The 13,907-nt window shown below is 75.4% G+C and carries 13 protein-coding genes; 10 read left to right on the forward strand and 3 right to left on the reverse strand.

From position 1 onward, the window contains the following. Window positions 1–2 precede the first annotated feature (2 nt). Window positions 3–1,286, reverse strand: a complete 1,284-nt coding sequence (locus ACZ5OX_RS08820; RefSeq protein WP_465629321.1) for an MFS transporter — start codon at window positions 1,284–1,286, stop codon at window positions 3–5. Window positions 1,287–1,401: 115 nt separating this feature from the next. Here ACZ5OX_RS08820 and ACZ5OX_RS08825 point away from each other — a divergent pair, with 115 nt between their 5' ends. Beyond that, a complete protein-coding gene (locus tag ACZ5OX_RS08825) occupies window positions 1,402–2,391 on the forward strand; it encodes a LysR family transcriptional regulator (protein ID WP_465629322.1) in 990 nt (329 codons plus the stop codon). 123 nt (window positions 2,392–2,514) lie between these two features. On the opposite strand, the gene ACZ5OX_RS08830 is transcribed toward ACZ5OX_RS08825, so the two are convergent. Beyond that, window positions 2,515–3,129 carry a YceI family protein gene (locus tag ACZ5OX_RS08830; RefSeq protein ID WP_449788333.1) on the reverse strand — a complete coding sequence of 205 codons (615 nt, stop codon included), beginning with the start codon at window positions 3,127–3,129 and terminating at the stop codon, window positions 2,515–2,517. A gap of 182 nt (window positions 3,130–3,311) precedes the next feature. Here ACZ5OX_RS08830 and ACZ5OX_RS08835 point away from each other — a divergent pair, with 182 nt between their 5' ends. The 8 genes from ACZ5OX_RS08835 to ACZ5OX_RS08870 all read left to right on the forward strand — a co-directional run bounded on the left by ACZ5OX_RS08835 (window position 3,312) and on the right by ACZ5OX_RS08870 (window position 11,248). Then, a complete protein-coding gene (locus ACZ5OX_RS08835) occupies window positions 3,312–6,500 on the forward strand; it encodes a DEAD/DEAH box helicase (RefSeq protein WP_465629323.1) in 3,189 nt (1,062 codons plus the stop codon). Further along, complete coding sequence (locus ACZ5OX_RS08840; protein WP_465629324.1) at window positions 6,497–6,703, forward strand: hypothetical protein; 207 nt, start codon at window positions 6,497–6,499, stop codon at window positions 6,701–6,703. The genes ACZ5OX_RS08835 and ACZ5OX_RS08840 overlap by 4 nt, the downstream gene beginning before the upstream one ends. 41 nt (window positions 6,704–6,744) lie before the next feature. After that, the gene (locus ACZ5OX_RS08845; protein WP_465629325.1) at window positions 6,745–7,710 is read left to right on the forward strand and encodes an RNA polymerase sigma-70 factor; all 966 of its coding nucleotides are present in this window, start codon (window positions 6,745–6,747) and stop codon (window positions 7,708–7,710) included. A gap of 35 nt (window positions 7,711–7,745) precedes the next feature. Beyond that, window positions 7,746–8,852: a MerR family transcriptional regulator gene (locus ACZ5OX_RS08850; RefSeq protein WP_465629326.1), complete on the forward strand. Its 1,107-nt coding sequence runs from the start codon at window positions 7,746–7,748 to the stop codon at window positions 8,850–8,852. A 61-nt stretch (window positions 8,853–8,913) separates the two neighbouring features. After that, window positions 8,914–9,717: an alpha/beta fold hydrolase gene (locus ACZ5OX_RS08855; protein WP_465629327.1), complete on the forward strand. Its 804-nt coding sequence runs from the start codon at window positions 8,914–8,916 to the stop codon at window positions 9,715–9,717. Window positions 9,718–9,854: 137 nt separating this feature from the next. After that, entirely contained in the window at window positions 9,855–10,262 is a 408-nt protein-coding gene (locus ACZ5OX_RS08860; protein ID WP_392867915.1) for a helix-turn-helix domain-containing protein, read from the forward strand. A gap of 2 nt (window positions 10,263–10,264) precedes the next feature. Then, entirely contained in the window at window positions 10,265–10,780 is a 516-nt protein-coding gene (locus ACZ5OX_RS08865) for a hypothetical protein (protein WP_465629328.1), read from the forward strand. A gap of 198 nt (window positions 10,781–10,978) precedes the next feature. Further along, complete coding sequence (locus tag ACZ5OX_RS08870) at window positions 10,979–11,248, forward strand: DUF2516 family protein (RefSeq protein WP_392868765.1); 270 nt, start codon at window positions 10,979–10,981, stop codon at window positions 11,246–11,248. Window positions 11,249–11,360: 112 nt separating this feature from the next. Here ACZ5OX_RS08870 and ACZ5OX_RS08875 read toward each other — a convergent pair whose 3' ends face one another. Then, the gene (locus ACZ5OX_RS08875; RefSeq protein WP_465629329.1) at window positions 11,361–12,857 is read right to left on the reverse strand and encodes a PP2C family protein-serine/threonine phosphatase; all 1,497 of its coding nucleotides are present in this window, start codon (window positions 12,855–12,857) and stop codon (window positions 11,361–11,363) included. A 234-nt stretch (window positions 12,858–13,091) separates the two neighbouring features. Here ACZ5OX_RS08875 and ACZ5OX_RS08880 point away from each other — a divergent pair, with 234 nt between their 5' ends. Then, on the forward strand, window positions 13,092–13,655 hold the full coding sequence (locus tag ACZ5OX_RS08880; RefSeq protein WP_465629330.1) for an O-acetyl-ADP-ribose deacetylase: 564 nt from the start codon (window positions 13,092–13,094) through the stop codon (window positions 13,653–13,655). The last annotated feature ends 252 nt before the right edge of the window (window positions 13,656–13,907 follow it).

The raw sequence follows: 13,907 nt of genomic DNA on the forward strand, positions 1-13,907 counted from the left end.
CGTTAGAGGGTGCCACTGACAATCTGCTCGGCATTTTCCGCCGCGCTCTCGCCCGGCGAACCCGCCGCCGCCTTCCGCGCCGTCAGGTGTCGCCGCCCGGCCAGCGCGATCAGCAGCGCGAGCCCGGCGGCCGCGGCGGGCAGGGCGTAGCCGGTGCCCGGAGCGGCCTGCTCGGCGACCGTCCCGGCGAGCGCCGCCCCGGCCGAGATGCCGACCACGATGCCGGACACCGCCATCGCCATGCCCTCGTTGAACTGCCGCTGCGGCAGCAGCTCCTGGACCAGCGTCATCCCGGTCACCATGGTCGGCGCGGTGGCGGTGCCGGCCGCGAACAGCGCCACGCCGAGTGCCCCGAGCCCGGCCCCGCCCAGTCCGGCGGCGAGTGGCAGCAGCAGCACCGCGGCCATCGCCGCGGCGCAGAGCAGGAAGCGGGTGCCCGGAGCCCGGCGCGGCGTCAGCAGGCCGAACAGCAGCCCGGCCACGCAGGAGCCGCCCGCGACCAGGGCCAGCAGCAGACCGGCCGTCGCCTTGTGGCCGAGCGCGTCGGCGTACGCCACGGTGGTGATCTCGGTCGCGCCGAAGACCATGCCGGTCGCGAGGAAGGTCAGCACCAGCACCCGCAGCCCGGGTGCCCGCAGCGGCGATCCGTGCCGCCGCTCGGTGGATTCCCGGACGGGTGGCGGGGGTTCGGTGCGGCGCTGGGCGGCGAAGAGCAGGGCGCCGACGGTGCCGAGGGCGCCGGTGGCGATCATCCCGGCCTCCGGGGCGAGCGTCGTGCAGAGCAGCATCGCGAGCACCGGCCCGGCCATGAAGCACAGTTCGTCCAGCGCCTGCTCGAAGGAGTTGGCCAGGTGTCGCGCGGCCGGGTCGTCCCGGTACAGGTGCGCCCAGCGGGAGCGGGCCATGCCGCCGAGGTTGGGCGTGGCCGAGCAGGCCGCGGAGCTGAGGAACAGCGTCCAGTCGGGCGCGCCGAGGTGCACGCAGAGCAGCAGGGCGGCCATCGGAACGGCGCTGTACAGCGCGGCCGGCACCGTCACCCGCGCCTGCCCGTAGCGGTCCACCAGCCGTCCGATCAGCGGCATCCCGATCGCGCCGAAGACCAGCCCGGCCGCCGAGACCGCCCCGGCCAGCCCGTACGAGCCGCGCCGCTCGGAGAGCAGCACCACCAGCGAGACGCCGTACATCGACAGCGCCAGCCGGCCCAGCAGCCCGGCCAGGGTGAAGGCGACGGCGCCGGGGGCCGCGAACAGCCGCCGGTAGGAGGCGAGGAGGGCGGGCGAGGGCATGGTGCTCCTGTGAGCGGGGGAAGGCGGGGGTTCCCACAGCCTGGCGCCGTCGGCAGGCGGGCGTCCAACACCTGTTTCGCCGCACTCACAACACGCCGTTGTTAATCTGCCGCCCATGCCCCGTGACCTGCACCCCCGACTGCTGCGCGGCTTCGTCGCGACCGCCGAGACCCTGCACTTCGGCCGGGCCGCCGAGCGGCTGCACATCGCCCAGCAGGCGCTCAGCCGGGACGTCCGGAGTTTGGAGGGACTGCTCGGCGACGCGCTGTTCGCCCGCACCACCCGCAGCGTCGAACTCACCCCGGCCGGGCGGCGCCTGCTGCCCCGGGCGCGCCGGTTCCTGGCCCTGCACGACGAGATCCTCGCGGAGGCGGCGACCGTAACCGGGGCCGGTGCCCGGCCGCTGCTGATCGACCTCAACAGCGACGTCACCGGCCCGGACCTGACCACCGACCGGGTGCTCGAACGGGCCCGCGCCGCCTGGCCGGAGGGCGAACTGCTGGCCCGCTTCCACGGCGGCCTGGCCGCGGCCGCCGCCGAGCTGCTGGCCCACCGGCTGGACGCCTCCTTCGGCCGCTTCGCCGGGCTGCCCGCCGGGGTGCGCGGCCAACTTGTCCAACTGCCGGTGCGGTTGGAGCGGATCTCGGTGATGATGGCGGACACCCATCCGCTGGCCGACCGCCGCGCGCTGCGCCTGGCCGATCTGACCGGGCACCCCGTGGACGTCTGCGCGGGCAACCCGGCCACCACCGAGTGGGCCGACCTCGGCGCCCGGCTGCTGCGCGAGCACGGCCTGACGGCGGCGGCGCCGTACGTGCCGCCGGTGGGTGTGGACGAGACCGCCCGCTACCTCGCCCGGCACGGGGATCCGATGCTGACCACGGTCGGCGGCCCGCGGATCCCGGGGACGGTGAACGTGCCGCTGGTGGAGCCGGTGCCGCTGAGCCTGGTCAGCCTGGTGCACCGGCCCGGCGACCGTCATCCGGGGCTGCGGGCGCTGGCCGCCGCGGCGGGCGCGCTCGGCCCGGCCGAGGGCTGGCTGCGCCGCCCGGCGGGCGGCTGGCTGCCCGCGGCGGACGCGGCGCTGCTGCCGTCACCGGGGTAGGCGGCCGGAGGCCGTCGGCGGCGCGGCGGGGGAGGCGGCAACGCGGCGGGGGAGGGGGAACGTTGGAAACCGCCCCTGCCCCGGGGGGAAGGGCAGGGACGGTGCTCCTGGGGGTCAGGCGGCTCAGGCCGCCTTGACGGCGGAGATGTCGAAGCTGAGCTTGACCTTCTCGCCGATCAGCACGCCGCCGGTCTCCAGCGCCGCGTTGTAGGTCAGACCGAAGTCGGTGCGGTCGACGACGGCCTTGCCCTCGAAGCCGACCCGGTTGGCGCCGTACGCGTCGGTGGCGCTGCCGGTGTACTCCAGGTCCAGCACGACCGGGCGGGTGGTGCCCTTGATGGTGAGGTCGCCGGTCATCCGGTACGAGTCGCCGTGGACCAGCTGGGCGGAGGTGCTGCGGAAGTGGATCTCCGGGTGGGTGTCGACGGAGAAGAAGTCACCGGTGCGCAGGTGCTCGTCGCGCTGGGCCTGGTTGGTGTCGATGCTCCCGACCTTGATCACCAGCTCGGCCGAGGAGTTGCCCGGGTGGGTCCCGTCCAGGTGCAGCTTGCCGTCGTACTCGGTGAAGCGGCCCTTGACGTTGGTGACCATCGCGTGGCGGACGGAGAAGCCGATCTCGCTGTGGGTGTTGTCGATGGTCCAGTCGCCGGTCAGGTGGGCGAGGTCCGGGCCGGCCGGGGTCTGGACGGCGGTCGCGGCGGGGGCGGTGACGGTCTTGGTGCGGTTGAACAGGCCCATGGCTTCCTCCTTGGTTCGAAGCCAGTTGTTTAGGCTTCAACTTGTTGGCTCCACCATAGGGCAATGTCGTTCAACTTTCAACCACAGCTTTCCGGCTTCCCCCGAACGGCTCGACGGACCGGCCTGTCGGCCCTCCCGGTTAGGCTGCGAAGGACGGTCCCAGTACGCCCGGAAGGCCCCCGATGTTCGTCCTCCACGCGCTCTGGCGGGCGGACGGGCGGCTGGCGCTCTGGGCCGAGGACGCCCGCGCCCACCCGGGCGCCGCCGCCCGGCGCCCCGACCGCCCCGCGCCGCGCGCCCACCCCTACGCCTGCCCGGCCGCCGAACTCGCCGTCGTGCTCGGCGGCATCGGCCCGGGCCTCGGCTGGCTCGCCGGGCAGGCCCCCGAACGCTGGGCCACCCTGCTGCTGCCCACCGTCGGGGCCGTCCCCGCGCCCTCGCCCGACCTGTCGGTCACCCCGCCGCGCGGCGGTGCCGTGCTCGCCCCCTGGCGGGTGCCGGCGCTGCTGTTCGACGCCGGAGCCGCCGCCCAGCTGCTCGGCGAGGTCTTCGACCCGGTCTGGGCCGTCACCGGCACCGACCTGCCCGGAGCCGGGCGGGTCGAGGTGGTCCACGGCCCCTCGCTGCGCTGGCTCACCGGGGTGCACGACCTCGCCTGGCGGACGGTCGGCCGGGGCCGGGTGCTGCCGGTGCCCGTGGCCGCCGCCGACGGCCGGCCGCAGGCCCGGTGGCTGCCCGACCTCACCCCCGCCGGGCGCCACGAGGCCGCCGCCCTGGCCGCCGGCTGCCCGCCCGTCCTGCTGGGGGAGTGGCCGCACGGGCCCGGCAGCGGCGAGGCGCTGCTGGACGCCGCCCTGGGCGCGCTGGTGGACGCCGAGGCCCGCGCCGCGCTGGCCGACACGCCCTTCCCGCCGCCCGGTGGGGCCGGGGCCGCCGCCGAACGGTGGCTGCACGCCCTCACCGCCCCCGACGCCGGGCTCGACGGCGCCCCGCCCGAGGAGTTCGCCGAACTGCGCCGCCGGCTCGGCGCCTGGTACGCCGCCGCCGAGCCCGTCGATCCGGCGCTGCGGCTCTGCTTCCGCCTGGTCGAGCCGCTCGGCCCCGACCCGGACGACCCCGAGGGCAGCCCCTCCGACGACGCCTGGCGGCTGGAGTTCCTGCTCCAGGCCGTGGACGAGCCCTCCCTGCTGGTCCGCGCCGCCGACCTGCTCGAAGGCGGCGCCGCCGAGGCCGCGCTCGCCCGCAAGGCCGCCGACCCGGTCGACGTCCTGGTCGCCGAACTCGCCCGCGCCGCCCACCGCTGGCCCGCCCTGGACGGGCTGCGCCACCGCTCCCGCCCGTCCGCCCTGCCGCTCGACCGGGCCGGCGCGCTGGACTTCCTGCGCACCGCCGCGCCCGCCCTCGCCGAGGGCGGCTTCGGGGTGCTGCTGCCCGCCTGGTGGCGCCGCCGCCCCAGGCTCGGACTCGCCCTGCGCGCCACCACCCCGCCCGCGCCCGGCTCGCTCGCCGTCACCAGCCAGGTGGACCGGGACGCCGTGGTCGCCTTCCGCTGGCAGGCCGCGCTCGGCCCGGAGGAGAGCCCGCTCACCGAGCGGGAGCTGGCCGAACTCGCCTCCGCCAAGCAGGGGTTGGTCCGGCTGCGGGGCACCTGGCTGGAGGCCGACCCGGCCCAGATCGCCGCCGCCCTCGCCTTCCTCGCCGACCGGCGCGAGGGCGTGCTCGCCACCGGCGAACTGCTGCGGCTCGCCCTGGACCCGGCGGCGACGGTCGCCGGGCTGCCGGTCACCTCGGTGCGCGCGGACGGCCCGCTCGGCGAACTGCTCGCCGGGCGGGCCGGTGCCGCCCCGGCGCCCGAGCTGCCACCGGACTTCCGGGCCGAGCTGCGCCCGTACCAGGAGCGCGGGCTGGCCTGGCTGAGGACCATGTCCGGGCTCGGCCTCGGCGCCGTGCTGGCCGACGACATGGGCCTCGGCAAGACCGTCCAGACCCTCGCCCTGCTCGCGTCCGAGAAGGCCTCCGAGAAGGCCTCCGACGAGGGCTCCGGGAAGGCCTCCGACGAGGACTCCGAGCGGCCCGCCGGCCCGACCCTGCTGGTCTGCCCGATGTCCCTGGTCGGCAACTGGCAGCGCGAGGCCGAGCGCTTCGCCCCCGGCCTGCGGCGGTACGTCCACCACGGCGCCGGCCGCCTCGGCGCGGAGCGACTCGCCGCAGCCGTCAGGGGCGTGGACCTGGTCATCACCACCTACGGGCTGGTCCAGCGCGACCTCGCGGCGCTGCGCGCGATCCGCTGGCGCCGGGTGGTCGCCGACGAGGCCCAGCACATCAAGAACACCGGCACCGCGCAGTCCAGGGCGATCCGCTCGCTGCCCGTCACCCGGCACCGGATCGCCCTCACCGGCACCCCGGTGGAGAACCGGCTCTCCGAACTGCACGCCGTCCTGGACTTCGCCAACCCCGGCCTGCTCGGCCCGGCCGAGCGCTTCAAGGAGCGCTACGCGATCCCGGTCGAGCTGCACCGCAGCCCCGAACGCACCGCCGAACTCCGGCGCCGCACCGCCCCGTTCGTGCTACGCCGGGTCAAGTCCGACCCAGCCTTGGCGGCGGAGCTGCCGGCCAAGCAGGAGATGACCGTCTGGTGCAACCTCACCGCCGAGCAGGCCGGTCTCTACCAGGCTGTGGTCGCCGACCTGCTGCGGCGGGTCGAGGGCATCCGGGGCGTCGAGCGGCGCGGCACCGTGCTGGCCGCGATCGGCAAGCTCAAGCAGGTCTGCAACCACCCGGCCCAACTGCTGCACGACGGCTCGGCGGTGGGCGGGCGCTCGGGCAAGGTCGCCCGGCTGGCCGAACTGCTGGAGGAGGCGCTGGCCGAGGGCGACCGGACGCTGGTCTTCACCCAGTACGCCGAGTTCGGCGCGATGCTCCGCCCGTACCTGCGGCGCCGGCTCGGCGAGGAGGTGCTCTACCTGCACGGCGGACTGTCGCGGGCGCGCCGCGAGGAGCTGGTCGAGCGCTTCCAGTCCCCGGACGGGCCGAGGGTGTTCCTGCTCTCGCTGCGGGCCGGCGGCACCGGACTCAACCTGACCGCCGCCAACCAGGTGATCCACCTGGACCGTTGGTGGAACCCTGCGGTCGAGGAGCAGGCCACCGACCGCGCCTTCCGGATCGGCCAGCGCCGGGACGTCCAGGTCCGCCGGCTGGTCTGCGTCGGCACCGTCGAGGAACGGATCGACGAACTGCTCACCGCCAAGCGCTCGTTGGCCGAGACGGTGGTGGGGGAGGGGGAGCGCTGGCTCACCGACCTGCCGGTCGAGGCGCTGCGCGAACTGGTCGCCCTCACCCGGGAGGACGCCGTGGCCGAGGAGGACGCGTGACCGACGAACCCAGACCGCCCGTGGTCAACGTCGCCGCCTACTGGCGCGGCGACTTCACCCTGCGGCCCGCCCCGGCGGAGGACGAGGACGAGCACGGCCCGGACGAGCCCTCGCTGCGCCGTCTCGGCCGCTCCGGCATCACCGTGCACGGCCGCGACCTCGCCACCGTGCTCGGCCCCGCCTACGAGGCCTTCCGGAGCTGAGCGCCCGAGCGCCGTGGCTACCATGCGGTAACGTCGCGAGGGTGACCGACACCCACGAGACCGGCACCCGGCTGGCCGACTTCGAGCAGCACCGGCGGATGGTCTTCGGCATCGCCTACCGGATGCTCGGCAGCGTCGCCGACGCCGAGGACCTGGTCCAGGACACCTGGCTGCGCTGGAGCGGCGTCACCGGCCCGGTCGCCAGCCCCGGCGGCTTCCTGGCCCGTACGGTCACCAACCTCGCGCTCAACAAGCTGGACTCGGCCGCCGTCCGCCGCGAGTCCTACGTCGGCCCCTGGCTGCCCGAGCCGCTGGTCACCGAGCCGGACGCGACTGGCGGCGTCGAGCGGGCCGAGACCGTCTCGCTGGCCCTGCTGGTGGTGCTGGAGAGCCTGTCCCCGCTGGAGCGGGCGGTGTTCGTGCTCAAGGAGGCCTTCGGCTTCTCCTACCAGGAGATCGCCGAGGCCGTGGGACGCACCGAGGCCGCCTGCCGCCAGATCGGCAGCCGGGCCCGGGCGCACGTGCGCGCCGGCCGGCCGCGCTACGACGCACCGCCCGAGCTGCGCCGCCGCGCCACCGACGAGTTCCTGGCGGCCTGCGTCGGCGGCGACCTCAACCGGATGCTGGAACTGCTCGCCCCCGACGTCACCGGCTGGACGGACGGCGGTGGGGTGATCCGCGCCGCGCTGCGGCCGATCAACGGTGCCGAGAACGTCGCCCGCTTCGTCCTCGGGGTGCTCAGCCGGCTCGGCGAGGGGGCCGGTGTCCGGCCGGTCCTGGTCAACGGGGATCCCGGCGTGCTGATCACCGTGGACGGCGCCGTCGACTCCGTCGCGGTGTTCGAGTTCGCCGAGCAGCCGGACGGCACCGTGCGGATCGCCGAGATCCGCAGCGTCCGCAACCCGGACAAGCTGGCCCACCTCGCCGACCCCGACCCCGCCTCCGCCTCCGCCTCCGCCTCCGCCTCCGCCTCCACGTCCGCCCCCGGCCGGTCCGGCCCGGCTTGACCCTCGACCAGGTCGAGCCCGCAGAGTCACCGGGCATGGAGAGCGAGCTGCACAGCATCGGCGAACTGGCCCGCGCCAGCGGCCTGGGCGTCGGCACCCTGCGCTACTACGACGGCGCCGAGGTGCTCACCCCGGCCTGGGTCGATCCGCAGACCGGCTACCGCTGGTACCGGCCCGGCCAGCTCGCCGACGCCCGGCTGCTGGCCCGGCTGCGCAGGGTCGGCCTGCCGCTGGCCGGCATCCGCGCCGTGCTCGGCGCCGCACCCGGCGGCGGCGAGGCCCGGCAGGTGCTCGACGCGCACCTGCGACGGCTGGAGGACGGCCTCGCCGACGCCCGCCGCGAACTCTCCCTGATCCACGCGATGATCGACCAGAGGGAGCAGCCGATGACCACCACCCCCGCCGCACTCCGGCTCACCGTCCCGGCCGAGGACCTCGCGGCCGCCCTGGACGCGGTCCGCTTCGCGGTCTGCGGGGACCCGGAGCTGCCCGCGCTCGCCGGGGTGCTCTTCGAGCCGGACGGCCCGGTGCTGCGCCTGGTCGCCACCGACCGCTACCGGATGGCCCTCGCCGAGGTGCCCGCCACCGGCGGGACGCCCGAGCGGCCGGTGGCCGGCACGATCGTCCCGACCGCGCTGGTGGACGCGCTGCGCGCGCTGCTCGTCGCCGGACCGGCGGACGTGGTGCTCACCCTCGGCGGGGGACCGGTCCGGGCCGAGGTCGGGGAGCATCGCATCGAGGGCGTCGCGCCGGACCTCGACTACCCCGACCACCGGGCCGTCACCCGGCTTGAACCGGAGCACCGGATCACCCAGTCCGCCGCCGAACTGCGCGCCGCCGTCGAGGCCGGCGCCACCCGCACCCTGCCCTCCGGCCCGGACGGCGCCGACTGCCAGGTCACCGTCCTGACCCTGACCGGGGACGGCCGCCTGACCGTCGCCGACGACCCGGCGCCCGAGGGCTACCGACTGGCCGTCAACCGGGACTTCCTGCTCGACGCCCTCGACGCCCTCGACGCCGGGCGGCCCGAACAGCTGCTCCTCGAACTCGGCGGCCCGATCGCCCCGTTGGCCGTCCGCACCCCGGGCCGGGCGGGCACCTTCTCCGTCCTGATGCCCATCCGGCTGCCCGAGACGCCCTGACCGTCCTGCGCCCCGGCCGCCTGGCCGAACGGCCTGACAGCGGCTCTGGAATGATCACCGCATGAGCCGGAACACCGAACCCCCCGTCACCGAGGTCCACGTCCCCGCCCCCGGCGGCGGCCAGCTGTGGGCGGAGCGCCGCGGCTCCGGCAGCCCGGTGGTGCTGCTGCACGGTTCCGGCATGGACTCCCGGCTGTGGGACGCCGTCGTCCCGGAGCTGTCCCGGCACCACGACGTGATCCGTTACGACGCCCGCGGCCTCGGCCGCTCCAGCGCGCCGGAGCAGGTCTTCGACGACATCGCGGACCTGGGCGCCGTCCTGGACCACTTCGGTCTGCGCAGTGCCGCGCTGGTCGGCCTGAGCATGGGCGGGGAGACCGCGCTGGACTTCGCCCTGGCCCACCCGGACCGGGTCGCCGCGCTCGGCCTGGTCGGTGCCTCGGTGAGCGGTCACGACTGGCCGCCGTCCCCGGAGACCACCGCCTACGCCGAGGCCCGGCGGCGCGGCGACGCGGCCGCGCTGGCCGAGCTGGAACTCTCCGTCTGGGCGGCCATGGGCCGCACCGCACCGGGCGGCGAGCTGATCGCGAGGATGGTCGAGGAGAACGCGGCCCGCCGGATCGTCAGCGAGCACCACCTCGCCGGCGCCCCGGCCCGGGCGGCCGAGCCGGTCCTCGGCACCGTCACCGCGCCCACCCTGGTCGTCCACGGCGACCGCGACCACCCGGAGATCGCGGCGATCGCCCGGCGGCTCGCCGCCGACATCCCCGGCGCCCGCGGCCACCTCGTCCCGGACGCCGACCACTACCTCCCGCTGCGCACCCCCGAACGGCTCACCGAACTCCTCCTCAGCCACCTGGCCTGACGCCCCCACCCACGGGCCGGTCCGAGGGCCCGGCCCCCGTCCAGGCGGCCGGTCCGAGGGCCCGGCCCCGCCCCGGCGCGTTTGCTGCCGCTAGCACCCTGCTTGCATCTGCAAGCAGGGTGCTGCAGGCTGTCCGCATGGCCTCACTGAACGTCGGCTCGCTGGGCGAGTACATCCGGGAGCAGCGCCGCAACGCCCAGTACTCGCTGCGTCAGCTGGCGGAGGCCGCCGGCGTGTCCAACCCGTACCTCAGCCAGATCGAGCGCGGGCTGCGCAAGCCGAGCGCGGAGATCCTCCAGCAGATCGCCAAGGCGCTGCGGATCTCCGCGGAGACGCTGTACGTCCAGGCCGGGATCCTGGAGGAGCGGCGGGGCGAGGGCCTGGAGCTCAGGGCCTCGATCCTGGCCGATCCGCTGATCAACGAGCAGCAGAAGCAGGCGCTGCTCGCGGTCTACGACGCCTTCCTCAAGGAGAACGCCGCGTCGGTTCCAACCCCGACGGCCGACGGCGCCGCCACCCAGAACACCCACCGGGAGGACCGGTAACGATGCCCATCACCGATGAGATCAAGAAGACCCTCGGCGACCCGACCCCGCTGTACGCCCTGGCCGGCGCGGGGGACCTCGCCTACGAGAAGCTGCGCGAGGTGCCTGGCCGGGTCGAGGCGCTGGCGGCGGACCGCAAGGGCGCGCAGGAGATGGCCGCCGCCAGGCTCCAGGAGGCGCAGTCGCTGCTGACCGGGGCGCAGGCCAGGGTCACCGAGACCGTCACCGCCCTGCCGACGGACCTCAGGGCGCTGCAGGAGCGGGCCCAGGGCTTCGCCCTGCAGCAGGTGGCCCGCGCGGTGGAGCTGGCCGTGAAGGCCAAGGAGACGTACGACGAACTGGCCGAGCGCGGCAAGGTCGTGGTGGACAAGGGCCGCCCTGGCGCGGCGGACGAGGCCGAGCGGGTCGAGCTGACCGTCGAGCGGGTCGAGGCCGAGCCGGTGGCGGAGAGCGACGACGCGCCCACCCCGAAGAAGTCCGCCCGGGCCCGCAAGGACGCCGCCGACGCCGCGGAGTGACCTCGTGCCCCGCGGGGCACAACCGGTGACCGTGGGACGTTGACCCCATTGCGGACGGTCGTCGTGCCAGGATGGACGGCGGTCGCATCGCCGGAGTCGAGAGCAGAGGAGATCGAAATGGTCGGAGTGTTTCAGATTCTGGCCTTTTCCTACCTGAACCCGATCTGGTGGGCGACCATCGCCATCCTGGCCTACAAGATGTTCGCGCTGGTCGACGCGGCCACCCGCCGGGAGGACGCCTACCGGGCTGCCGACAAGAAGACCAAGGGCTTCTGGGTGGCGATCCTGGCGATCTCCTTCGGCTGGGACTTCCTGTTCGGGGTGAACTTCTTCACCGGCATCGGCACCCTGGCCGGTCTGGTCGCCTCGATCGTCTACGTGGTGGACGTCCGTCCGGCGATCCGGGCGCTGACCGGGGGTGGCGGCCGGGGCGGCCGGAGCAACACCGGCCCGTACGGCCCCTGGTAGGCCCTGCGAGGAGAACGCGGAGGCCCGGGCGGTGAGTTCACCCGCCCGGGCCGCCGCGTCTTCATACCCGCGTCCTTGCGCTCGCGCCTCCGTACCCGCGCCTCCGAGCCCGTCAGCCGAGGATCAGCTGCACCGGGTTGCGTTCCAGCAGCAGCACCGCGACGTCGTCGGTCAGCGCGCCGCCGTTCAGCTCCTCGACCTCGGCGATGGCGCTGTCGACCAGCCGCCCCCGGGTCAGCCCGGCGGCCTGGTGGTCGCCGACCAGGTCCGCCAGCCCGTCCTGGCCCAGGCGGCGCGACCCGGCCCCGACCCGGCCCTCGATCAGCCCGTCGGTGTAGAGCAACAGCCGCCAGCCGGGCCGCAGTTCGAGCTCGTGGGCGGGCCAGGCGGCCTGCCCGTCATGGCACGGAAGCAGGCCGAGCGCGGGCCCGGCGAGGTCGGCGGGCAGGGTGATCGGGGCGTGGTCCCGGCCGAGCAGCAGCGGTGCGGGGTGCCCGGCGAGGTAGAGCCGGGCCTTTTCGGCGGCGCCGAGCGAGTCGAGGTCGCTGCCGACCCCGCCGGGCTCGATGACCAGCATGCAGAGCGTCGCGAAGATCTCGTCGCTGCGCCGCTCGTGCTCCAGCACGTGCTGGAGGGTGGTGAGCAGGGCCTCGCCGGTGAGGCCGGCGAAGACCAGGGTGCGCCACGCTATCCGGAGCGCGACGCCGAGCGCGGCCTCGTCCGGGCCGTGGCCGCAGACGTCGCCGATCACGACGTGGACGGCGCCGTCGTCGGTGCGCACGGCGTCGTAGAAGTCGCCGCCGAGCAGCGCGCGGCGGCGGCCGGGGCGGTAGCGCCGGGTGAAGGAGAGCCCGGCGCCGTCGAGCAGCGGGGTGGGCAGCAGGTGGCGCTGGAGGCGGGCGTTCTCCTGGCCGCGCAACTCGGCCTCGACCAGGCGGCGCTGGGACTCGTCGGCGCGCTTGCGCTCGACGGCGTAGCGCAGGGCGCGGGCGAGCAGCGGGCCGTCCGTCTCGTGCTTGAGCAGGAAGTCCTGGGCGCCGGCCGCGACGGCGGCGGCGCCGAGTTCGGCCCCGGCGGCGTCGGTGAGCACCACGACCGGGGTGTGCGGGGCCCGGCGGAGCAGTTCGTGCAGGCCCTCCAGCCCGTCCGAGGGGTCGGACGGGTGCGGCAGGTCGGCGGCCGCGGCGAGGTCGAGCAGCACGCAGCCGAACTCGGGGGTGCGGGAGCGGCCGCGCCGGGCCCAGGGCGCGGGCGGGGCGAGCAGTTCGGTGGCCTGGTCCAGGCCGCGGGCCCAGTGGATCTCGATCGAGGTGCCGCTGTCGGCCACCGCGGCCTTGATCAGCTGGGCGTCCGAGTCGTCGTCCTCGATGACCAGCAGCCGCAGCGGCGCGCCGTCGGCCGGTCCGTCCGCGGCCGGCGGGCCGGCCGGGTCGGAGACGTGGGACGGGTGGGAGGCGTGCGCGGCCCGCGAGCGGGGGTGGGGTATCGGGGGAGCCGTCGTGGCCGGTCCGGTCGTGGCGTGGCTGCGGGCATGACCGACGGGGGCGCCGTCATGGGCGCCCGGCAGGTCCGCGGCACCAGGTGCCCGCCCGTCTCCCGTTGCGGGCATCGGTGGTTCCTCCCTTTCCCCGACTGCGTAACGGTCGGCGTCCGTCCGCAGTGCCCGCCTGGCACCGCGCGTCGGGGAACTTCTCGCGACCATAACGTGATCTCCGGGGATTTCTCTGGCCGACCGGCGCCGTTGTGGTTATTGCCACGCCGGTGGCGGTGTGGTGACTGGACGAGGACGGCGAATCGGCCCCGGCCCGGCGGGAGCCGGGCGGCCGGGGGAGAGGGACGGGCGATGACGACACGGATCACTCTGGCGGAGGGTGACATCACGGAACAGTCGGTGGACGTGGTGGTGAACGCCGCCAACTCGTCCCTGCTGGGCGGTGGCGGGGTGGACGGAGCGATCCACCGCAAGGGCGGCCCCCAGATCCTGGAGGAGTGCCGCAAGCTGCGGGCCTCGCACTGGGGCAAGGGGCTGGCCACCGGTCGGGCGGTGGCGACGACGGCCGGGCGGCTGCCGGCCCGGTGGGTGGTGCACACCGTCGGGCCGGTGTACCGGGCGGAGGAGTACGAGGAGCGGGCGGGGCTGCTGGCCTCCTGCTATCGGGAGTCGCTGCGCACCGCGGCGGCGCTGGGCGCGCGCACGGTGGCCTTCCCGGCGGTGTCGGCCGGGATCTACGGCTGGCCGCCGGCGGACGCGGCCCGGATCGCGCTCGGCACCGTCGCGGAGGTGCTGGACGGCGGTGACGCGCGGGCGGGGGCGGAGCTGGCGGAGGTGCGGTTCGTGCTGTTCGGGTCGGAGATGTACGAGGTGTTCGAGCGGGCTCGGGGGGAGCTGTCCGAGCGGGACGGCTGACGGTGGAGCGTGTTGCGTGGGCGTGTCGCGTGGGGCGTGGTGTCGAGCGAGCGGCGTGTGGTGCCACCGCTCGGTCGGCACCATCGTGGCGTGCCGGGGCGTCAACACGCCATAGATATTCGATAACTCGTTCGAGTGAATGCGTCGGATCGCTCACCAGATCCGGCGTGCACCAACCTTCCGCGCGCTCCCGGGCCTGTCGCGAACTCCCGTGCGTCCCCGCGCTCGCAGGCTCCCCGGTCGGTCCGGTCG

The sequence above is a fragment of the Kitasatospora sp. NPDC032121 genome, assembly GCF_055580145.1.